Here is a 19,333-nt window from a genome sequence, read left to right as displayed (position 1 = left end):
CCCATCACCTGAGCCCACCGGGCCTTGAAGCAAACGTTGCCTGAGGCGGCACCAGAGAGGCTCCGCCTCCGACCGCCGAGCAGGTCAGTTGAGCTGCGAAAACGGCCTGTGGCCCAACCTCGGGCCAAGCTCACGCAGGGACCCGCGGCCCGATCTTGGCCGGCCGCGGCCACCCTTCTACGGGCAGCGTGCTCGAACGCCCGAGGTATCGGTTGTGCAATCGGGCCAAGCTCGCGAACACCACCTCCGGAACCTCCGCGTCCCACGGCAGCGTCGAGCCGGGATAGAACGGCGTTACGACCCACGGACCGGAGTCATCAGTGCCAGCGTCAATCAGCTCGGGGAAGGCATCGGCGGCAGATACCGTATCGAGCTCACGCAGGGCGATCACCTCGGCCCCCGGTCGCACGCACGGCGGTGACCTCGACCCGCTCGACAAGAGGTGAGTCCACGCCGCCGGCCAGGGGATGCCGCTGTCCGATCTCAATGGCGACGAGCTCTGTGGAGAGCCACCGGGCGAGGGCGACCTCCCGAACCGGAACGGTCAGGTTCGGCGGTGCCGTCATGGTGTCGGTGACCTTCCTTGGCTGTACAGCCAAGCCCGCCCGCCAACACCGACGCTCGCCGACAACGACAGACCGGGTGACCAGGTGCGCAATCGCCTGGCAAGCCATCCCGGACCTTCTTCCAATCCCCAGGCCGCTCCTGGCCGTCGGCGTCCGCCGTCGCTTGACAGCCACCATTGAGACTCGTCCGGTAGGGCTCCACCTTATCCCCGTCCGGGGAGGCTGGACGGTCTGCGACTGCCCGACGAGGAGATCCGCTTCAGCGCTTGGCCTTGGTCTGTTACGCGTCAGCCCACCGTGCCTATGCGTGAGCACTCGCTCAGAGCATCCCGCTCCCAGTCGCTTCCTACGAGAGCGACGGGGTAGCTGACCTCTCTGCCTTGCTTGTCATCGGTCTCGACTGATAACCCTAGCGGCAGCGGCTCTCGCTGGAGGAATGCGACCGAGCACTCGAACCACAGCTCGACCGCGAACTGACCGGTGCTGCCAGGGGATAACAGCCGGGGCGATCCGATGCTGGGTATCACGACGCCCGGCCTCTCTGCATGAACCCCACGAACGGTGATCGGCCCGGGGCCGGCGTTGGCCAACGCCAGATACCCGGACAGTCGGACGGATCCCTCGGAGGCTGCGCTTCCAGAGTCGGCCGATTGAGGGAAGGCCACGAATGCGACCACGACGTTCCGCTCCCGCTGATCACGCGAGTCTCGCAGTTGGCTGACACCGAAGCCGCCAAGCACAACGCCGACCACGAAGGCGGCGACGAGGCGCAGGGTCATCTTCTGTCTGACCACGAGACGGTCATGGGCGGTGGTACCCGACTCCGCCGACTGGTGATTGTGCTCGTCCAGGTCGATCACTGCATGCTCCCCGACATGGGCGTCAGCCTAGGGTCCCCTCAGGCAGGAGGTCGCCCGGCCGTAGAGCCGCCAAGGTGTAACCCGTCATCTGGAGTACGACAGCCGGCCGCCGGCGTGCCCCTACGCGCCGACTTTGCCGCCCTCACCCCTTGACCTCCTAGGAGCACTCGTCGGCCGAGCGCGCCGTAGAGTGCCTGGGCGAGCGATGTCGAGTCTCAGGACCTCCGTGATGACAGATCAGTCACACGACCTGGGTGATACGTGGCGGCCACCTTCTGCCGTCGATCATGGTTGTGTGCGGGCATCTGACGCCGTGGTCTCTGCCCAGCACTAGCGGTGCTGGTCGACGGCCCACAGAAGATCAGTGATGGCACATCCCGGTAGCTCAAGTTCAGCCGCCGGGGTAACTTGGAACTTCCCGCCTAACGCCTCCGGTGTCCATCCAGCGCTCAGCCCGTAACCGACAAGAACGCGTACGTCCGCAGCTGTAGGGTATGGATACGTCTCCCCACTGCCGTGCACGTCGGTCTCGACGTACCGATGGCCAAAGGCAACGGTGGGTCCTGGGGATGGCCGCTCGGTCAAGTCGACCTGTAGAGCGCGACCGTTCTTTCCTGCACCCCACACGCGGAGCCTTATGCAGCGGTGCAGACGACCGTCAGGGCCAGATGCGGACCGGATGTCGGCCTTCCAGATGAACTCCCGGCCGTCGATGTGTAGCTTGCGTAGCCTCGACCTCATCCGCCCATGCTTCCAGCCAGGCGATCACCGCAACGCCCTGACCCTCATGTACGTCTTCAAGGCGGCCCGCAACAGGCCGCACGCGCCGCCGCTTGGGCGCGCGTCGGCCGCTGCCGCTGTCGCTCTGCGGCCGTCACGCCTGGCGCCCCGGTGGCTGGCGCGGACAGCGGGAAGCCCGGGGCCCGCCGCAGAACGACAGGCCCACGCCCGGGTGAGGTGGTGGGCCGGCAGCCGGCCACGAGCCCGCGCGGCCACGAGCCCGCGCGGCGCCGGAGAGCCCGGGCCCCGTCGGCGAGCTGGCGGCGGTCGCGGGGTTGCGGCTACTGCGCCTCCGGCGGGGGCGCAACGACTCCAGGATGGTCGGGGATTCGTCCGCGTGTTGCGGTCAGTGGGTGGTTGCGCAGGGCCATCCCGCCAGCCGACGACCCGGGCAAGCCGAGCAGACCACCGCCCGGCCCGCCAGCGTCTGTACGATCCGTCAAGGCGCGCTTGACGACGCGGGCCGGGCGGCGGCCCGCTCCCCAGAGGGCGGATCGGCGGCATACGGGATGGCGTTGGGTCGTCGACGTAGCCTTGGACGCCATCGCCTTGAATGCGCTTATCAGGGGCGCACGACCGGCCGGTTCAGGTGCGGTCCGGGCTCGCTTCGGTGACATCGGCGAGCACCACGACAAGCGCCCATCCCGAGTTGCCTGCCCAGGCAGGATCGCAGACGTCGACCGGAAAGTCCGGGCTGGCAGCGTTGACAGCTCCTGGCGTCTCCTCGGCCTCTATGGTCACCGACCGTCCATCGTGGAGCCGGAAGGTGTACTGGCCGAAGCTCGTTGTGTCGACAGCGTCGAGAGGTCCGAACCTGGCGTGTTCGATGGACTCTACTGTCGCCGACCGGTAGTCCCAGGCCCTACCAACGGAGTTTGCGAAAACCAGATCGTAACCCGGCTTCGTCAAGAGTAAGCGGTGCGGATGACGGTCAAACCCGATACGTGGGTCGTCGACGGCCATGTCTCCGGGCCAAAAGAACGCGAACGTGTCACGCCGGCCAACCCTCAAGGACTGATCGAGGTTGTACCAACCCGGATCCCACCAAGCGAGGAGTGCCACGTCGGCAGTGTATGTGACACTCGTCATCAACGCAGAACCCTTAGGTTTATCTATGGATGGACCACCTTCATGCCGAGGTTCAAAGCTGACGGTGTCGCGAACGTGGGCAGGTGGCTGTCGGCCCGTCAGCACGCCGGCCAACCGATACCTGCGATCTTGACGTCGGCGACGCTCCGCCGCGCATTCGATCAACCACGATCATTGATGCCCCGCTTCCATTTGGGGCGGAGCATACTGTTCGTCGCGTCCGACGGCTGCCCTGCCGTTTCGCGGCAACAACTCCGCTGCCGTGCGCCAGGCAACGATCAATAGCGACCTCTGGCGGCGTTCCTGGTCGACGAGGCGATTCGGCTCCGCATCGAGCGGCTGGTCCCAGTGGCAGTCGCTCGCCTGGTCGGGGCCCTGACGGCGGTCTCGCCGGGGCGGCCTTGGCGCCCAACGGCTGCCCCGCCCTACTTCGAGGTTGGTCAGGCCGTCATGGCAGCTTCGCGCGGCCGGGCGAGCGGATCGGGCCCGATAGGTCGCCTCGCGTGACGGCTGCAGCCACGATGCGCTCGGCGCGGCGGCGGCGCATGCGCAGGACCGGCGCGGTCACGCCCTGTTCGGCGGCCAGGTGCTCGATTAGCGTGTCGCCGAAGCGGGTAGCGCTGATGAGTTCGGCGGCTTCGGAGGTGATCAGGCCGGCGACGGCTGCTCGCCCGAGCAGCAGGTCCGGGTGCCCGTAGGGCATCCTCGGCGTCCGCGAGCCGCTGGGCAGGTCCAGTGGCAGTTCCTCGCCGTCGTCGGCTTTGATGACCGCGGTGCCGGCGCGCCATGCCGCCCAGCACAGCCGCAGCCACAGCCGGGGTGGGGCGAGGTCCGCGGTGCGCAGTGCGTGGAGGAACCCGGCCAGGACTTCGGAGTCGACGTCGTCGGCGTGCCGGGCGTGGCCGCGGCTGATTTTCGCGGCGAGGTGCGTGAGTGCGGGCAGGGCCACGCCGATCGCGCCGACGACCCAGGCGGGTCCCCGTTCGCGGGCGTGGTGGGCCAGCTGCCGCCACAGCTCGTCGGTGGTGTCGCTGTCGTAGCGCTCGCACATCAGCAGGTTGCGCAGCTCGTCCAGCGGCATCGTCGCGTCCGGCAGGCCCGGCACCGGACGCGCGTCGAACACCAGTGGCGCGGGTTCGCAGGTGAGCAGCTCGAACGCTTTCTCGGCGGTGGTCAGGGCCGTGTCGGCCGTCCTCGTGCGGGTGGTCGCCGGCATGGTGATGTCCTCTCGAAGGGGAGCGCTTCGCGATGTGCGATGGCTCCGAGACCTCGATTGGGACAGCCCGACCTGACACCACGAGCGTTTGTCAGACCGGGACAGGTCGTGCCAGGTCATGTCGGGTTCGCCGCTGCGCCGACTGCCCGCGCCCGCCGACGTTGCTATCAGGGATCGGGGGCTGATCGGTTCTGTCAGGTCGGGGGCGGGTTCGATCGGGCTGTCAGCGGCGCACTGAGGACCGTCAGTACGCCCGCCGGTCCGGGGGCCACCATGCCCATGACCGAGAGAAACCATCACAACGCACCCGCCCCCGTCGGGGACGTGGTGCCCGGCGATCCGCCCGTGCCCATCACCGTCTGGCCGATACCCGCCCCGCAGCCGGGCGAGACCATGTCCACCGCGATGGGCATGCGGCTGGTCTACAACCTCACCCACCCGTCCGACCTGATCATCGACCTGACCGACGGGCCGCAACTCGCCGGCGCCATCCTCGCCGCCCACCGCCACAGCCACCTGCAGGTGGCGCATTCGACGGGCTGGGGGAGCGAGACGGCGATGCTGATCGTCACCGGCTGGCCACTCGCCCCCGACGCCGGCGCACCAGTCGAGTTCTTCGCTCGTGGTCGGGCGAGGCTCCTGCCCGGCGGCTGCCTGGTCGTGCTGCTGGCGCACGGCGACCCGATCCTTCCGGTCGACGTCGTCATCGCGGCCAAGCAGGCAGGTCTGTCCTACCTGCAGCACATCGTGGCGGCCGACCAGCCACCCACGCGCGGCCAGCGGACACAGCTGGACATCCACACCGATATCTTGGTTTTCGCCCGGGCGACGATTCCCGAGAGTTCAAGGAACCTGATGGGTTCTCGACGTGAACCCAAGGGTTCGTCTGCGCAGTCGCGCTATCGCGGATCCGGGGGTTCGCGGTGAACCTGGCTGAGCGTCTGGCGACTTTGTTGCGTCAGGAAGGTGGTCACCGCCCGACGGAAGTCGTGCGGATTCTCGACCCACGGCAAGTGACCGGAGCCGGCGAGGCTCACGCGTTGGCAGTTGGTCAGCGCTTGGTGCAGCGAGTCGACGGCCCAGCGGGGGCGGATGTCCTCGGTGCCGTCGATGATCAGCACGGGCAGGTCGAGCGCTCGGCACTGCACCGCCATTTCGGAGTCGCTGAGCTCTTGCTTGACCTCGGCGTTGATGGCCTGGTTGCAATCGTAGTTGATGCCCAGCCATGGAGTGGCCATGCGTTGGGCGTGCCGCAATGCGGTGCCGTGGTCGGCGAAGTCGGCCGACCACTGCAGGACCGCCCATTCGCGGTCCTCCGCGGGCGTGCGGGTGCGGGCGCCGAGTGCCTCCCACCGGTCCAGATGATGCCCGAGCCGCAGCCTCAGATTCCGCTTGTAGTGCGGGTGCCAGCCGCGCCCGGGGTCGATGCCGGTCCCGGACACGTAGATCAGATGGCTAACCCGTTCGGGGTGTTCGATGGTGTACCGCAACGCCAGGTGCGCACCCCACGAGTGGCCCAACAGGGCCATTCGCGGTCCGGCCAGTTGGTCGCGTACCGCGTCGAGGTCGGCGACGAAGTGGGCGACGCTGTATGGTCCGCGCCGCTGGGAGCGTCCACAGCCGCGCTGGTCCCATCGGATGGTGCGGGCGCGATCATCGAGCAGCCGGGCGACCGGGTCGAGGTAGTCCCACAGGCCCGGACCGCCGTGACAGAGCACCAGCGGCGGCCCGGTGCCGGACTGTTCGGCCCACAGGTGGCAGTTGTCGTCGCTGCGCACGTCCAGGTTCATGGGCGACAGTATGGCGGCTTGTGTGGGACCGCTTTGCTGAGCGAGACGGCCGGGTCAGTTGATGGTTGGCTGCGCGTGCCGGCCGGGGTGGGCCACCGGATCGTCGGTCTGCTCGGTGCTCAGCAGTTGTCGCGCCGCGGCCGCGTAGCGGATCGTGGTGGTCTCGCAGATGCCGAAGACCTCGGCCAGGTGCAGCGGGTCGGCGCCGCTGACGAGGGCTTCGTCGAGGTGACGGTCGATGCGCAGCCGTTCGAGGGCCGCCGGCAGCCCGCGCAGGATTCGGTTGAGCCAGGGGTGGCTGACTGGGCCGAGCCGCACACCGCTCTCTTTGCTGATCAGCAGGTGCGGGTTGGCGGTGTTGGGTCAGCGGCAGCGCCGGTAGTCGAGCCAGTCGGTCAACGCGGCGTGGGTGAGGTCGTCGAGAGGGCGGGTGTGGCCAGCGACGGTGAGCCGCTGGTTGGCGAGGTCCACGTCGGACAACTGCATGGTGATGATGTCGCCGTGTCGGGCGGCGTGGACGGCGGCCAAGGCGACCGCGACGCCGATGTGTGGCGCTGCGGCCGCCAAACACGGGTTATCCAGCGTCGGACGGGTGCGCAAGTCGACACGGCGCCGATAGTCACGAGGCCCGGGGTCGAACAGCGGCGGCTGGATCCAGGTGACGACGGGCCGACCCACCGCTGGCGACAGCGGATCGGGCGGGCCTGCGGCGCGGCGCTGCCGGCGTGCCTGGCCGACCAGGTCGCGGGGTGCAGGCATCTCGGCAAGAAACAGTTGGTGATGGCGGACCCGGCGGGCGTAGGGCAACAGCACGACATGGGTGCCGGGCCGGCCGCCCAGCGGGACTCGCAGGATGTCGCCCAGGCGGGAGGCGACGGCGATGCCTGAGCCGATGCCGATCACCTCCGTGTGGCTGACCTGCCAGCAGCCTGCTCGTGACCAGCGACGCGGCCGCTACGTACGGGAGTCGTCCACTCATCCGGGCAAGATGCTGCCTCACCTCGCCGCGCACGCCATCGCCGCCTACACCGCGCCAGGGGATCTGGTGCTCGACCCGATGTGCGGGTCGGGCACCACCCTCGTCGAGGCCATGCACCTCGGGCGGCACGCGCTCGGCGTGGACATCGAACCGCGGTTCGCCGCCTTGGCGGCCGCGAACGTCGCCCTCGCCGCGTCTCAGGGTGCCGCCGGCACGGCGAAGGTCATCACTGGCGACGCGACCCGCCTGCTCGATCTCGCCCCCGCGTCCGCGGTCGGCGAGGTCGGGCTCGTGCTCACCTCACCGCCGTACGGGCGGTCCACCCACGGACTTGTCCGCATGACCGCTACCGGGGTCAGGAAAAGGGCCCACCTGTACGGCGACCGCGCAAGCGGCAACCTCGCCTACGCCGGATGGTCAGGTCTGCTCGACGGGTTCACCGCGATCCTGGCCGCCAGCTACCAGCTGCTGCGCCCCGGCGGCACGGTAGTCATCACCTGCCGACCGGTACGCCGCAGCCCGGACGACTTCATCGACCTGCCCGGTGAACTCCTGACGGTCGCGCAGCAGGTCGGGCTGATACCGGTGCAGCGGTGCGCGGCGATGCTCGCCGCCGTCCGCGACGGCCAGATCGTGCACCGCGCCTCGATGTTCGGGCTCATGGCGGTACGCAAGTCCAGGGCCGAGGGCCTCCCTGTGCACCTCGTCGCGCATGAGGATGTCCTGGTCCTGCGGCGTGGCCGAAACTCCCGCATCACGCCCGCCGACGGCTGACAGCAGGTGAGCTGGGCTGTCAGGTTCTGCCAGGCGGCCAGACCTGACAGCTCCGGCCACACCAGCGGCAACGCGGTTAGCCTGAGGGCTCTTCTCCTTTTCTATGTGCTGATCTGACACGTCCGCGACGGCATCGCGCCCACCCTTCCCGGTCGGCCGCCGTCCGCCAGCCTCAGACCCTCAGCACTCATGACCAGCCCCTCGCCTCATCTGCGACCGGGGCAGGACACCCCCATCCCTGCAGGCGGCCACCACCCGATGGCCGACTTCCTTCGAGTCCCAAGGAGGACCGATGCTTTGTCCCGCCTGGTATCTGACAGGCGGTGATCCCCTCGCCGACCACAACGCAACCCCGCCCGATCTCCTCAGCAGTGTCACCCCAGTCGTCGACGGAGACAGCGGCTCCGGCCGAGCCCACGACATGGCCACGTTTCGGCTGGCGTCGTGCGCCGGGCTGGTCACCGGCATCCACTCGGCTGCCGCCGGCAATCGGGCGGCACAGCAGCAGAAGGCCGTTGAATGCTGACCGGCCGCCGCTACCTACTCGCCTTCATGCCGGAGCAGGCTGCCTACGCCGAGACGGTGGGCGCGATCTGCCGGGCGGTGTGGAACACCGCGTTGGAGCAGCGCCGTGAGTACCGCCGACGCGGAGCCTGGATCAACTACAGCGAACAGGCCCGGCAGATGGCCGAAGCGAAGAAGGACCCGGACTGCGGGTGGCTGGCCGACGCCCCGTCGCACACGTTGCAGCAGACCCTGCGCGACCTGGAACGCGCGTGCAAAACGCACGGGACGTGGAAGGTGCGGTGGCGGTCCAAGACACGCACCGCGCCGTCGTTCCGGTTCCCCGACCCAGAGCAGATCGCTGTGCGGCGGCTGAGCCGGCGGTGGGGTGAGGTGCGGCTGCCGAAGTTCGGGCCGGTGCGTTTCCGGTGGACCCGTCCGCTCGGCGGTGTCATCCGCAACGCCACAGTCTCCCGCGACGGTGGCCGCTGGTACATCTCGTTCTGTGTCGAGGACGGCGTTGCCGAGGCCGCGCCGAACCGTAAACCGCCGATCGGCGTCGACCGGGGTGTGGCCGTCGCGGTGGCCACATCTGACGGTGGTCTGGATGATCGGGCTTTCGTCACCCAGGGCGAGGCGGTCCGGCTGAAGCGGTTGCAGCAGCGCCTGTCTCGGTCACTACGGGTTCATGGCCGTAACCGCGGGTCGAAGCGCCGCGACAAGGTACGCGCTGAGATCGGCCGGCTCAACGCCCGCATCCGGCATCGGCGGCTCGACTTCGCCGCGCAGGAAGCCGTGCGGCTCGTGCGTGGCCACGGGCTGGTCGCCGTCGAGCGCCTGCGGATCAAGGACATGACCGCCAGCGCACGGGGCACTGTCGAACAGCCCGGCCGGAATGTGAAGGCCAAGGCCGGCCTAAATCGAGCCATCCTGTCCAAGGGTTGGGGCAGGTTCCTGCTGAAGTTGGAGCATGCCGCCCGCTACCACGGTGCGAAGATCGAGAAGGTCAACCCCGCGTACACGTCGCAGACCTGCAACGCCTGCAAGCATGTCGCACCGGAATCCCGCAAGAGCCAAGCGGTCTTCCGGTGCGTTGCCTGCGGGCACCAGGACCACGCCGACGTGAACGCGGCCAAGAACATACTCGCCGCCGGGCTGGCGGTCACAGGGCGTGGAGACCTCGGGGCTACCCGGTCCGCGAAGCGCCAACCATCCGCAAGGCTCACGGCGTGAACACGCCTCAGCCACGGGAATCCCTCCGCCTGCAGGCGTGGGGAGGAAGTCAACTGCAGGCCCGGCTGCGAAGACGCCCTCGCCATGGCGGCTTGAACCGCTGCCGCAACGATGGACCATCTCCTCCGAAGGCTGGCGGATTCCGGGGCGCCACGAGTACGAGATCTGGCTCCGCGGCCACACCGCCTCAGCCGGCGCTACCTCAGCCACCGAAGCCCTCGTCCGCGCCGACCTGACCCGGGCGCTCGCCGGCATCGACCACCACCCGATCACAGTGACCACGAGCCTCGAGGGTGTCGGTATCGACCTGTACCTGGACCTCGACAGCGACTGAACCGTCAGGCGCGCCGATCCGGGTGATCGGTGCGCCTGTTCCCGCAGGGGCCGCGTCGCGCTGCGCCCAGCCGACGCGGACAGGCGCGGCGCCTACCCGCTCGCCTGCGGCCAATTGTCGACCTCAATCAGCAGTGGAGATCATCATGTCGTTTCCAGACAACAAGCTGACCGTGCGATCCCCAGCCGACCTGGTAACCGCGGTGCCGTACCTCCTCGGTTTCCGGCCCAGCGACGGCAGCATCGTCGTTCTTGCCAGCAGGGACCGCCGCGTCGTCTTCGCCGCCCGGGCCGACCTGCCCGCCCCCGGCGCCCCCGCAAGCCACCTGTTCGACCTCGCCGCCAACCTGGTCCCGGTCGTGCGGCGGCAGCAGCCGATCACTCACATCATGCTCATCGGCTACGGCGACCCCGACCACGTCGACCCGGCATTAGGCAGCGTCGGCGACGCGTTCACCGCCAGCGGCATGACCATCCGGCAACTGCTCCGCGTCACCGGCACCCGGGTCTACAACCTCACCTGCGACAACCCCGCCTGCTGTCCACCCCAAGGAACCTCGCTCGACCCGACCTCACTCGTCGCCGTACAGGCCACCGCCGCCGGGCTGGTCGCGCTACCGGACCGGGCCGCCGTGGCCGCCCGATTCGCATCCGTCGGCGGCGCCGCCCGTGACGACATACGCCGCGCAACCCGGGAGGCGATCGCCCGCCTGAAGGCGGTGAGCGCCGCCGGCAACGCCGTGGACGAGGCCGGCGCGCAAGCGGTCCGCGACGCGCTGCGACAGCACGACGGCGGCAGGTGCCTCACTGATGACGAGGTCGCCTGGCTCACCGTGCTCCTGAAGCGGCCATCGGTGCGGGACCTTGCCGCGGACCTCACGCAGCCGCACGACCGGCACGTCACGTTCTGGGCCGACGTCACCCGCCGCGCCCATGAACCGCTTGTGCCGGCACCGGCCACCCTGCTCGCGCTCGCCGCGTGGCGCTGCGGTGACGGCGCCCTGGCCGCCATGGCAGCGCACCGTGCATTGCAGGTGGATCCCGCGTATCAGCTCGCCGACCTGCTGCTGCATTCGCTGCACGGCGGACTCCCGCCATCGGTGTTCGAGCAGGCAATCGCCGCCGCGCGAACCAACCCCTCAACCCGGTAGCCGAAAACCCCTCAACAACAGGAGAACCCAGTGGATCCCACTCGCAGCATGCTGCTCGCCCTCGCCAGACTCGCCGAAGAAGCCCGGCTGCGGTGGAACGCCGAACGCGCCGCCGTGCGGGCTCGCGGCGAAACGCCGACCCGCAGCGAGGCGTACGCCTACCAGGTCCAGGCGAACCTGTGCCTGATCACCGCGATCGGCGCGGCGGACCTTCCGGCGAACTTCCGCGTCTACGACATCCCGCTGTCCCGCGACCCGCTTGCCGCGGCCGAGCAGCTGCGTCAGGTCGCCGTCGCCCATGACCACAGCGGCGCGATCGAAGCCGCACACGAGGCAGCACGTCTGGCCTACAAGGAGGTGTTCGCGCAGCCGGTCACCGCACAGGAGCAGCAGTGCGTCGACTTGCTCGCCGGTCTTCCCGCCGCGCGACGGGACAAGATCGTCGACCTGGCCGAGGAACGCGCCTGCCAGCCCGAGGCATGAGAACCGGTACTCCGGCGCCCGCGCCGGCCCCGTCGTCAGCCGCCGCCGCGGCATGACTCGTCCGGCTCACCTCATGTCAGACGGGCTCGGCCGTACACCCCCATGGAAGGAAGCGATGGGCATCTACACCCTCACGCCCAAACCCGGCTTCGAGCGCTACACGATCCAGGCCGGCTGGAACCCACACCGCACCTTCTTCGCGACCGTCGTCGACTTCGCCTGGGACCCGGTCACCGACCCCGACAACGAACCCGTCACGGTTCGGGTCGGCCGGGTCGAGACAATTCTCGACCCGGCCGAGGTGCTCCTGGCCGTCGAACCCTATGCCGTCATTCCGGGGGACCTGGCCGACACACTCCGCGCGGACCAAGCCGCGCACCCGGTGCGCCGCTAACACGAACACCCAAGGCCCGCCGTCGCACCGACGCCCAAGAGGCCGAATGGCACTCTCCGGCAGCATCTTCCGATTCACCGGCCGTCGCCCGGCCGTCTTGCGCGAATCCCGCGCATGAGCCGCCTCCGTGACCGGCGGCCACGTACCGACGAGCCGTACCGGCCCGTGTACCGGCTGGGCGAATCCAGCGCCGGGCGGTATCCCCGCCCGAGCAGGCGCCACCTGGAGCATCGCCAGCTCCACACCGCCGACAACATCCGCTGACTGAGCCACGCCAGCGCTGTCTCCCCATGGAGACAGCCACAACCGTGCCGCGGATCGAGCGGCACAAACACGAAAACGGCCCGCCACAAGGCGGGCCGTCGTCGCATCTGGACCCGGGACGCCTCGCCTCGACAACGTACGCGTCCCGGGTTCTCCAGTGAAATGGAGGACTCCAGTGTCCCTACCACTGATCATGATCGCCACCGCCTCGGTGGCGTTCACCCTCGGCGGCCTCACCATGTGGCCATTCATCCGCCGACTCCGCAACCAGCTCACCGACGCCATCTGGCAGCTGGAACACGACCCGCTCACCGGCATGCTCAACCGTGCCGGCCTGATCGCCGCGCACGCCACCCTCGCCGCCGCCGACAACGCTGGGCCCATCATCGTCGTCCTGATCGACCTCGACGACTTCAAACCGATCAACGACACCCACGGCCACGACAGGGGAGACGACCTCCTCGTCGCCGTCGGCGACCGCATCCACGACATCGCCGCCCTTCACGGCGGCACCGCCGGGCGGCTCGCCGGCGACGAATACGCAGCACTGCTGCCCGTCCGCACCCACGACCTGGCCCGCATCGCCGACACCTTCGTCGCCCTGATCTCCCAGCCCGTCGAACTCACCGCAGACGGCAAACCCGTCACGGTCACCGTCACCGCCAGCGTCGGCCTGGCACTCGCCGAAACCACCGACCCGTTCGAAGAGGTAGCCCTCCGCCGTGCCGACATCGCCATGTACCACGCCAAACACCACGGCCGGAACCGGCACGCCGTCTACGAGCCGGGCATGGCGATGCCGGCCGCCGACAGCCGTCGAGAACCCCGCCTCCGCGACCACCGGGAGCTGAACCACGAGGCAATGGCATGACGGCCACCCGGCAGGAGATGGCCTGCCAGATCTGCCTGGCCCCACTGAACACCCTCGGTACACCGCCCACCTACGTGCACCCGATCCAACTCGCCACCGACGGACACGAACCGGTACCCGTTCCGGTCAGCGAGCTCGACACCGTGCACCGCACGTGCGACTTCTGCGGCGACCCGTACCCGACGTGGACGCTCGTCGGCGGCGAAGTCGCCGCCGTCGCCATCGGTACGGCCGGGGGACTGGTGCAGAACTTCGGTCACGCATGGGCGGCGTGCGTGACCTGCCAGACCTACATCGACGATGGCAGGAACGACAAGGTCGTCGACCGAGCGGTGCAGGTCCTCGGCTTCGGTAACCATCCGGAGGCGCGAGAGCGCATCGAGGAACTGCACCTGGCGTTCCTGAACGCCCGGGACCCGGGACGAACGCTCATCACAACAACCGCCTGGCCCGCCACCGCCATCACTGCCCGAGAGCTGCCGAAGGTACGCGACCGGCTCGCCCGCTTCTACCACGGCGCCGACAACCTTCCCACCGCGCTCGTGGACACCGACGCACGTCAACAGATCGCCGCCGGCCTGGACCGATCACGCTTGTTCTGGATCGACAACGACTTCACCGACCTGGCCGAGTACGCCGCACAGAGGCTCCCCGACGTCACCATCAGCCGCGACCTCATGCCATCGACGGACGGGCTGCTCGTGTGGTCGCGGCCGGTGACACGACGACAGATCGCCGCCGCATCCTGGACCACCACCAGCGACGGCTGGCACCTGGTCACCTACCGCACCATCGGCGGGGGACTGGACGGAAAACCACTCCAGCGACTCCGCGAACACGTGGGCTGGCTCGCCCCGATGAACACGGTCCAGGTTCACGAGCAGCACCTGCTGCCCGGCGACCATCCAGCGGCAGCGCTGCTCGCGACATGGCTGCTGATCGCACAGCAGGCCGCCGAAGTCACAACAGCCGAAGTCGACAAAGCCCTGCGCAAAACCTACGCCCGCACCAACCGACCCGCGCCCGAAGTGAGGGTCGTAAGCATCCGCGCTAACCGCGGCACCACACCGACCGGCACCCAAGCGGCACCCGGCGACCCCCGACCCCCTCAAACCAGCCGATTCTGGGTGTCCGGCCACTGGCGTAACCAGCCATACGGAGCCGGCAGAGCGCAGCGCCGCCCCGTCTACATCAACCCGTTCCTCAGAGGCCCCGACGACGCGCCGATCAAGCTCAGCACCACCGTACGCATGCTCAGCAGTCGCAAACAGAGGCCAGAGGATCATGAGTAGATGCCGTTGATCAGGTGGGGGCAGGGAAGCGCCTGCACCGTCGATACCGACGAGAGTCGCTGGTTTGCGGCCCGATCCGGTGCTCATACGCGGCACCGTCGGTGCCGATCACTGCGACACGCTGACCACCCGCCACAGCCTCGCCAACTGGACCGGGGAGACCGGTGGCCCCGCTGGCGCCGTGACCAATGCGCCGCCCTGCTCGCCGTCCGCGAACGCATCTTCGGCGCGGGCATCCCCACACCCTGGCCACCCCGCCGCAGCCTCGCCCACCGGACCGCCAGAGCTGGAATGGACCCAGCGGCCCGGAAGCAGTAGGCCACTTTGCCAGCGGTCTGTAAATCCGTCGCGAAAGCTACAGAGGTTCGAATCCTCTACCCGCCGCCAGGTGCGAGAACGGCCCCTGACCTGCGAGAACGCCGGTCAGGGGCCTCTCTTGTAGGTCCCGCTCAGTCTCACCCGGGGCCGCTCGATCTCGCTCGTCGTGTCGCAAACGGGTCGCCGTCGCGGGCCGACCTAGTGGAGCGCGAAGGCTAGGCTTCGCGCGTGCAGAGGTTCATCGCATGGCTGCCAAGGTGGGTGACGTACCTCGCCAGCGCCCTAGCTACTGGCCTGCTCGTCGTCGTCCCGATGATGGCGCGACTGCTGTCAGGTCCCTCCCTGGTCGCGTGCGCAGTGGGGGGGCTTCTTCCTGGGAGCCGTTGGCTTCGGGGGATCGGCCCTCAAGCAACATCAGGAGCGCCACGATGCTCGGCTGAATCTTGAGTTGAGCGCAGCGGTTCGGCCTGAACGCCTCCCGCGAACCAACATCCGTACCGCACTCGACGAATGGTGTGCTAAGGAAGAGAAGGCTTGTCTTGCTTCTCTTGAGCAGCGACGTGAAGGGGTGAACATATCCGCTGCGGATGGAGAATCGGAGTCGGATTCTCATGATGACGTAGACGTCGGGAGGCTTCGGCTCAGTGAGTTGGAGAGAATTGAGAAGAAGGTCAAGCAGGGGCAGGAGTTGACCCCCGAAGAAGCGCGAGTGAACGCCGCAGCCAAGAAGCAAATGAAGGTCATCCTCCCGTCCCTGCTGTCTGGCCTTGGGATTGGTGATCCTCGCACCCGAGATCAATACAAAGATGAGGTGGAGCGCCATCTCCGTTCTTACAAAAGTGTGCTCACCTTTGCGGCGGTTCGGCAGTACATCCTCAAAGATATCAGTGACTTGAAGATTGTGCTCTCGACCGAAAAAGAGAAATCCTACGAGAAGGTGGAGGTTGTGCTCCGGATCAAGGGGCGGATTTACATACACGTCAAGGATGAGCCGCCGAAGCGATCTCGATTGCCAGAGCGGCCGACACCCTACGGGCAGAAGTCCTGGTTGCAGGCGTCCTACCCCCCGATGATGCTTGCGTCGGCTATCCACCCACAGAGATCCCCGGTTGAACCTAAGGATAAGGTTGAAATAGAGCGCGAGGAAGGGCTTACCACAATCACCTATCCGCCTGTGACGATTCGCCCCGGTAGGCCCGTGAAACTGCCGGCCCTGACCGCCATGACGTCCGCAGACGCGGGAACGATCTTCCAGGTCGAGTGGTCGGCAACCTCCACCAGTGCTGAGGGGCACCTCAAGGGAGCCTTTGAGTTCCGAGCAGGCGACGCCTTGGTCGATGCCAAGGAACTGCTGGCCGACGCTCTGCGTGAAATGCGAGACTAGGCAGCGGTGCTCGGTCTGGCGCTACCCTTGCCTAGTCTTGTGCCTTTCTATGATCTCAGTGCAGCTTCGATCCTTTTCTTTGCGGCGTCTCCCTGGCCGTATACGCACTTTGCGTATACGCGCATGAGGACGTGCACGCTGTGTCCTGCCCATTCGGCCACCTGGGTGGCCGGTACCCGGCGTTAAGCCAGAGCGATACGGCGGCGTGCCGTAGGTCGTAGGGACGCCGCGCCAGCGGTGAGCGTTGCTGAGCCGGCGTGAGCACCTCTGCCCGCGCGTCGCGCCACGCCTTGCCGTACGTGTTGTTCGGGATCGGTTGGCCGGCGGTTGGCACGTACCGTCCGCCGGGGCCGCGCCGGGTGACGAACAGCTTGCCGTTCGATCCCGGCGGGTACTCCTTGATATGGCGATCGAGTAGCCGCACGAGCGGCGGCGGCACCGGTACATTCCGGGTGGCTGCCTTTGCCCGGTGCTTGAGCCCTCGGTCCTCGGCGGTGTCCTCTCCGTCGCCCCAGTCCCGGCCCACGGCCACCGTCGAGCCGGTCAGGTGCAGCACGCCCCAGCCTCCACGCTGGGCGGGCCGCTCGTACTCGTCTTCGCGCAGGTGGAGCACCTCCTCGGGCCGCAGCGCGGCGTAGTACATGCATCCGAAGAACGCGTCCAACTCGGGAACGCTGCGTCCCACCTCAGCGAGCAGTGCCCGTGCCTGATCGGGGTTGACCACCGCTCGCCGGTCTACTTCATCGGCTGTCTTCGGGGCGGTCCAGCTCACCAGGGACATCGGGTGTGCGTCGAGTAGCCGCAGCTCAACCGCGTACTTGAGGGCACCGGAGAAGACGGCCCGCTTACGGGCGATCGTGCTCGGCGACGCGGAAGTGCCGTCCATCCGTAGGGCAAGCGTGTCGAGAGCTTTCCGGACCAGTGCGGCGTCGGCGAGCGCGGCCAGGTCGACGGTGTTGGCCTTGAGCCAGCGCACGGCGGCGGCGAGGTCGGCCGGTGGCTCCCCGGCGTCGCGGCGCGCCTTGTTGAACACCCACCCGTAGAGCGCGGCCCGTAGCGCCTTATCGCTGGGCACGCCTCGGTCGGTCGCGAGCAGGGCCGGGGTGACGGTCGCCAGCGTCTCGGCGATCCCCTTGCGGTGCTTGGCCGACGCCCGGGGCCACTTCATGTCGACGTACGCCACGGCGTGCTCGTACCACGAGCGGGTGTTGAGCGCTCGTGCCATCGGTTCGGGCAGGCCGGTGGCCCCGTCGAACGCGACGCCTTCCCGTTGGGCTACGACCAGCTTGGAGCGGAAGCTCTCGGCCAGTGCGCGGGTTGCGAACGTCTTGCGGAACGCGCGGGCGGCCACCTTCCACCGGACCACGTAGGAGTAGCCCTTTGCGAGTTGGTTCTTGAGGATCCCGTGTACGCGTACGTCGTAGGTGCTGGCAGGAACATTGGCGGCGCGCTTTTGGATTGGGCGGCCAGGGTCGCTGCATCAAGGGGCTGTCGATGGCTCAGGCTTGACGCCTGGCGAACGAATGAAGCCCTGCACCGCTACTACGAGAGGCAGGGGTTTTCTCCCATCCGCGTGGTTGAGCTAGCGCACAGAGGGTCGGGCGCGCTCTTTCAGCGCCCGACGGGAATCAATCATCGGAGCGCTCTTTCTCCGCCGGTTCCTTCTTCTTGATGACAGCCGTCTCTCCCAAGGTGATGACACAAAACTCGCCTACTTGTCCCTCCTTGTAGGTGGAGGTCACCTTCTTGAGGCGCCGATTTGGCACGAGGCTTGCCAATCCGACTCCAGTTTGTTGTGCGACGTACTGGTCCGTCACAAGCGCAACGCAAAGCTTTTCTTGAACGTGATTGACCTTCAGGCGCAGGCGAATAAGCCGAACGACGCCCAGTCGCTCCTTGGTATCGGGGTCGTCGACCTCAACCTCGCGAATGACCTCGACGACGTCGTCCACCTCAACGCCGTTGTTGCTGCCCAGATTCAGGGCCAGCTGATGCTCCGAGACAATTGCAGCGACCTTTGCGCGAATCTCGCTCACTTCTCCGCCTCCGCCTGTACTGTTTCTACTGCCTCGGTCGCGACGACGTCGTCCAAGATTAGTTTCTTGCCGGTATGTATATATCGAACGAGCTCTGTTCCCTTGGGAGCGGTAGAGTCGTAGGCTGCTCTCTGCTCCAAGTGTGCCCAGAACTGCTGGGACGTTGCTTCGACGCACTCCAAGTAAATGCGTTTCCGAGACCTGTCAATCTCTTGGACTCTGACGGCCCCTTTGACTTCCCCTGTTCCCGAGGCGACCACCGTAAAGCGAACCCGACGGTCTGGTTCGGGGTCGTCAAAGCGTGCTACCAGCGTTATGGAGCCATGTCGGTGTGCGATCCCCACTATTCTGGGCGGGATCGTATAGCTCGATAACGCCGTGGCGAGTATCCGAGCTGACCCCTCAACCAGGCCAGCCGCATATTGGTCCTCGGCGGACTCTCGTGCCGCCGCAAGTTGTTCGGTGAGGGAAGCCACTTGCTCCCCGAGCGATGCGATTTCGGCCTTGAGTGCGGGATGATCGCGGAGAGCCGTTCTGGTATCGCTCAGCCATTGCCTCACACCGGGGACAGCGGCAGCTGCTACAGCCACGGCAACGACGGCCCAGAACGCCCAGGTGAGTTTGACCGCGACGGCACCGAGGTAAAGGCCAACAAGTCCCGCTAGCGATACAACCAGTGCCCAGAACCGACCTATGAAGTCCTTCACACGGCATCGGCGTCCATCTCGTAGGGGTGAGCAGCGCCGATCATATCGAAGGAGCGCATGCCGTGCTCGCCGCAGCCGACGGACAGGCAGGCCCGCTAACCGTCGCGGTAGCCCTCTGGCCGGTTGCGCGGCCACACATGGTTCGTGCCGCCGGCCGGCGGCGGACGGGCAGGAAACCTCGGACAGCCACGGCCGTTCCGAGCGGCTGTGTCTGTACCAAGAGGTCGCCCCCGCCGCATGTCCTGCCAGGCCATGGGACTGTCGGACATCACCCGCGCCTCTGTTCTCGCCGCTGTGGCCGAATACGAC

At 67.6% G+C, this 19,333-nt stretch carries 19 protein-coding genes and 1 pseudogene; 10 read left to right on the top strand and 10 right to left on the bottom strand.

What is annotated here, in order from left to right; translation table 11 throughout:
• Positions 1 to 853 precede the first annotated feature (853 nt).
• The 3 genes from ABZ783_RS25060 to ABZ783_RS25050 form a co-directional block, all read right to left on the bottom strand.
• The gene (locus ABZ783_RS25060; RefSeq protein WP_357442113.1) at positions 854 to 1,426 is read right to left on the bottom strand and encodes a hypothetical protein; all 573 of its coding nucleotides are present in this window, start codon (positions 1,424 to 1,426) and stop codon (positions 854 to 856) included.
• A gap of 1,365 nt (positions 1,427 to 2,791) precedes the next feature.
• On the bottom strand, positions 2,792 to 3,268 hold the full coding sequence (locus tag ABZ783_RS25055; RefSeq protein WP_357442112.1) for a hypothetical protein: 477 nt from the start codon (positions 3,266 to 3,268) through the stop codon (positions 2,792 to 2,794).
• A gap of 475 nt (positions 3,269 to 3,743) precedes the next feature.
• Entirely contained in the window at positions 3,744 to 4,511 is a 768-nt protein-coding gene (locus ABZ783_RS25050) for a hypothetical protein (protein WP_357442111.1), read from the bottom strand.
• Positions 4,512 to 4,784: 273 nt separating this feature from the next.
• On the opposite strand from ABZ783_RS25050, the gene ABZ783_RS25045 reads away from it, so the two are divergent.
• Positions 4,785 to 5,438 (top strand): hypothetical protein, encoded by a 654-nt coding sequence (locus ABZ783_RS25045; protein ID WP_357442110.1) that lies wholly within the window; start codon positions 4,785 to 4,787, stop codon positions 5,436 to 5,438.
• Here the strand turns inward: ABZ783_RS25045 and ABZ783_RS25040 are convergent.
• The 3 genes from ABZ783_RS25040 to ABZ783_RS25030 are packed head-to-tail and all read right to left on the bottom strand — an operon-like array spanning position 5,411 to position 7,204.
• On the bottom strand, positions 5,411 to 6,301 hold the full coding sequence (locus tag ABZ783_RS25040; RefSeq protein ID WP_357442109.1) for an alpha/beta hydrolase: 891 nt from the start codon (positions 6,299 to 6,301) through the stop codon (positions 5,411 to 5,413). The genes ABZ783_RS25045 and ABZ783_RS25040 overlap by 28 nt on opposite strands.
• A 54-nt stretch (positions 6,302 to 6,355) precedes the next feature.
• The gene (locus ABZ783_RS25035; RefSeq protein ID WP_357442108.1) at positions 6,356 to 6,619 is read right to left on the bottom strand and encodes a hypothetical protein; all 264 of its coding nucleotides are present in this window, start codon (positions 6,617 to 6,619) and stop codon (positions 6,356 to 6,358) included.
• A 45-nt stretch (positions 6,620 to 6,664) separates the two neighbouring features.
• Entirely contained in the window at positions 6,665 to 7,204 is a 540-nt protein-coding gene (locus ABZ783_RS25030) for a hypothetical protein (protein WP_357442107.1), read from the bottom strand.
• Here ABZ783_RS25030 and ABZ783_RS25025 point away from each other — a divergent pair.
• Together ABZ783_RS25025 and ABZ783_RS25020 are read left to right on the top strand one after the other, a co-directional pair.
• Positions 7,182 to 8,054, top strand: coding sequence for a DNA methyltransferase (locus ABZ783_RS25025; protein WP_357442106.1), 873 nt, complete (start codon positions 7,182 to 7,184; stop codon positions 8,052 to 8,054). The two genes, ABZ783_RS25030 and ABZ783_RS25025, sit on opposite strands and share 23 nt — an antisense overlap.
• Positions 8,055 to 8,573: 519 nt before the next feature.
• Positions 8,574 to 9,791 carry a transposase gene (locus ABZ783_RS25020; protein ID WP_357442105.1) on the top strand — a complete coding sequence of 406 codons (1,218 nt, stop codon included), beginning with the start codon at positions 8,574 to 8,576 and terminating at the stop codon, positions 9,789 to 9,791.
• A 202-nt stretch (positions 9,792 to 9,993) separates the two neighbouring features.
• Here ABZ783_RS25020 and ABZ783_RS25015 read toward each other — a convergent pair whose 3' ends face one another.
• Positions 9,994 to 10,239, bottom strand: a complete 246-nt coding sequence (locus ABZ783_RS25015) for a hypothetical protein (protein ID WP_357442104.1) — start codon at positions 10,237 to 10,239, stop codon at positions 9,994 to 9,996.
• Between the two features lie 31 nt (positions 10,240 to 10,270).
• Between ABZ783_RS25015 and ABZ783_RS25010 the strand changes: the two genes are divergently transcribed.
• The 6 genes from ABZ783_RS25010 to ABZ783_RS24985 all read left to right on the top strand — a co-directional run bounded on the left by ABZ783_RS25010 (position 10,271) and on the right by ABZ783_RS24985 (position 16,281).
• Positions 10,271 to 11,275, top strand: coding sequence for a DUF4192 domain-containing protein (locus ABZ783_RS25010; protein WP_357442103.1), 1,005 nt, complete (start codon positions 10,271 to 10,273; stop codon positions 11,273 to 11,275).
• 30 nt (positions 11,276 to 11,305) lie between these two features.
• Entirely contained in the window at positions 11,306 to 11,758 is a 453-nt protein-coding gene (locus ABZ783_RS25005) for a hypothetical protein (RefSeq protein ID WP_357442102.1), read from the top strand.
• Positions 11,759 to 11,873: 115 nt separating this feature from the next.
• Positions 11,874 to 12,152 carry a hypothetical protein gene (locus ABZ783_RS25000; RefSeq protein ID WP_357442101.1) on the top strand — a complete coding sequence of 93 codons (279 nt, stop codon included), beginning with the start codon at positions 11,874 to 11,876 and terminating at the stop codon, positions 12,150 to 12,152.
• A 439-nt stretch (positions 12,153 to 12,591) separates the two neighbouring features.
• Positions 12,592 to 13,287, top strand: coding sequence for a GGDEF domain-containing protein (locus ABZ783_RS24995; protein WP_357442100.1), 696 nt, complete (start codon positions 12,592 to 12,594; stop codon positions 13,285 to 13,287).
• 143 nt (positions 13,288 to 13,430) lie between these two features.
• Positions 13,431 to 14,579, top strand: a complete 1,149-nt coding sequence (locus ABZ783_RS24990) for a hypothetical protein (protein ID WP_357442099.1) — start codon at positions 13,431 to 13,433, stop codon at positions 14,577 to 14,579.
• A gap of 886 nt (positions 14,580 to 15,465) precedes the next feature.
• Positions 15,466 to 16,281 carry a hypothetical protein gene (locus ABZ783_RS24985; protein ID WP_357442098.1) on the top strand — a complete coding sequence of 272 codons (816 nt, stop codon included), beginning with the start codon at positions 15,466 to 15,468 and terminating at the stop codon, positions 16,279 to 16,281.
• Positions 16,282 to 16,328: 47 nt separating this feature from the next.
• Here the strand turns inward: ABZ783_RS24985 and ABZ783_RS24980 are convergent.
• Positions 16,329 to 17,740: pseudogene (locus tag ABZ783_RS24980) on the bottom strand (integrase).
• Here ABZ783_RS24980 and ABZ783_RS24975 point away from each other — a divergent pair.
• Positions 17,687 to 17,953, top strand: a complete 267-nt coding sequence (locus ABZ783_RS24975) for a GNAT family N-acetyltransferase (protein ID WP_357442097.1) — start codon at positions 17,687 to 17,689, stop codon at positions 17,951 to 17,953. The pseudogene ABZ783_RS24980 and the gene ABZ783_RS24975 overlap by 54 nt on opposite strands.
• Here the strand turns inward: ABZ783_RS24975 and ABZ783_RS24970 are convergent.
• Positions 17,910 to 18,317: a hypothetical protein gene (locus ABZ783_RS24970; RefSeq protein WP_357442096.1), complete on the bottom strand. Its 408-nt coding sequence runs from the start codon at positions 18,315 to 18,317 to the stop codon at positions 17,910 to 17,912. The genes ABZ783_RS24975 and ABZ783_RS24970 overlap by 44 nt on opposite strands.
• Positions 18,314 to 19,024, bottom strand: coding sequence for a hypothetical protein (locus ABZ783_RS24965; protein WP_357442095.1), 711 nt, complete (start codon positions 19,022 to 19,024; stop codon positions 18,314 to 18,316). Before ABZ783_RS24965 ends, ABZ783_RS24970 begins: the two co-directional genes overlap by 4 nt.
• Between the last annotated feature and the right edge of the window lie 309 nt (positions 19,025 to 19,333).

The sequence above is a fragment of the Micromonospora sp. NPDC047738 genome, assembly GCF_040642675.1.
GTDB lineage: Bacteria > Actinomycetota > Actinomycetes > Mycobacteriales > Micromonosporaceae > Micromonospora.
Note: the sequence above shows the minus strand (reverse complement) of the source record. Positions and strands in the feature narration are given on the sequence as shown.

What these genes read in the sequence shown, in the direction of transcription:
- ABZ783_RS25010 (WP_357442103.1), top strand. Translation starts at nt 10,271, where the DNA reads ATGTCGTTTCCAGACAACAAGCTGACCGTGCGATCCCCAGCCGACCTG.
- ABZ783_RS25050 (WP_357442111.1), bottom strand. Translation starts at nt 4,511, where the DNA reads ATGCCGGCGACCACCCGCACGAGGACGGCCGACACGGCCCTGACCACC.
- ABZ783_RS25000 (WP_357442101.1), top strand. Translation starts at nt 11,874, where the DNA reads ATGGGCATCTACACCCTCACGCCCAAACCCGGCTTCGAGCGCTACACG.
- ABZ783_RS25020 (WP_357442105.1), top strand. Translation starts at nt 8,574, where the DNA reads ATGCTGACCGGCCGCCGCTACCTACTCGCCTTCATGCCGGAGCAGGCT.
- ABZ783_RS25040 (WP_357442109.1), bottom strand. Translation starts at nt 6,301, where the DNA reads ATGAACCTGGACGTGCGCAGCGACGACAACTGCCACCTGTGGGCCGAA.
- ABZ783_RS25045 (WP_357442110.1), top strand. Translation starts at nt 4,785, where the DNA reads ATGCCCATGACCGAGAGAAACCATCACAACGCACCCGCCCCCGTCGGG.
- ABZ783_RS25025 (WP_357442106.1), top strand. Translation starts at nt 7,182, where the DNA reads ATGCCTGAGCCGATGCCGATCACCTCCGTGTGGCTGACCTGCCAGCAG.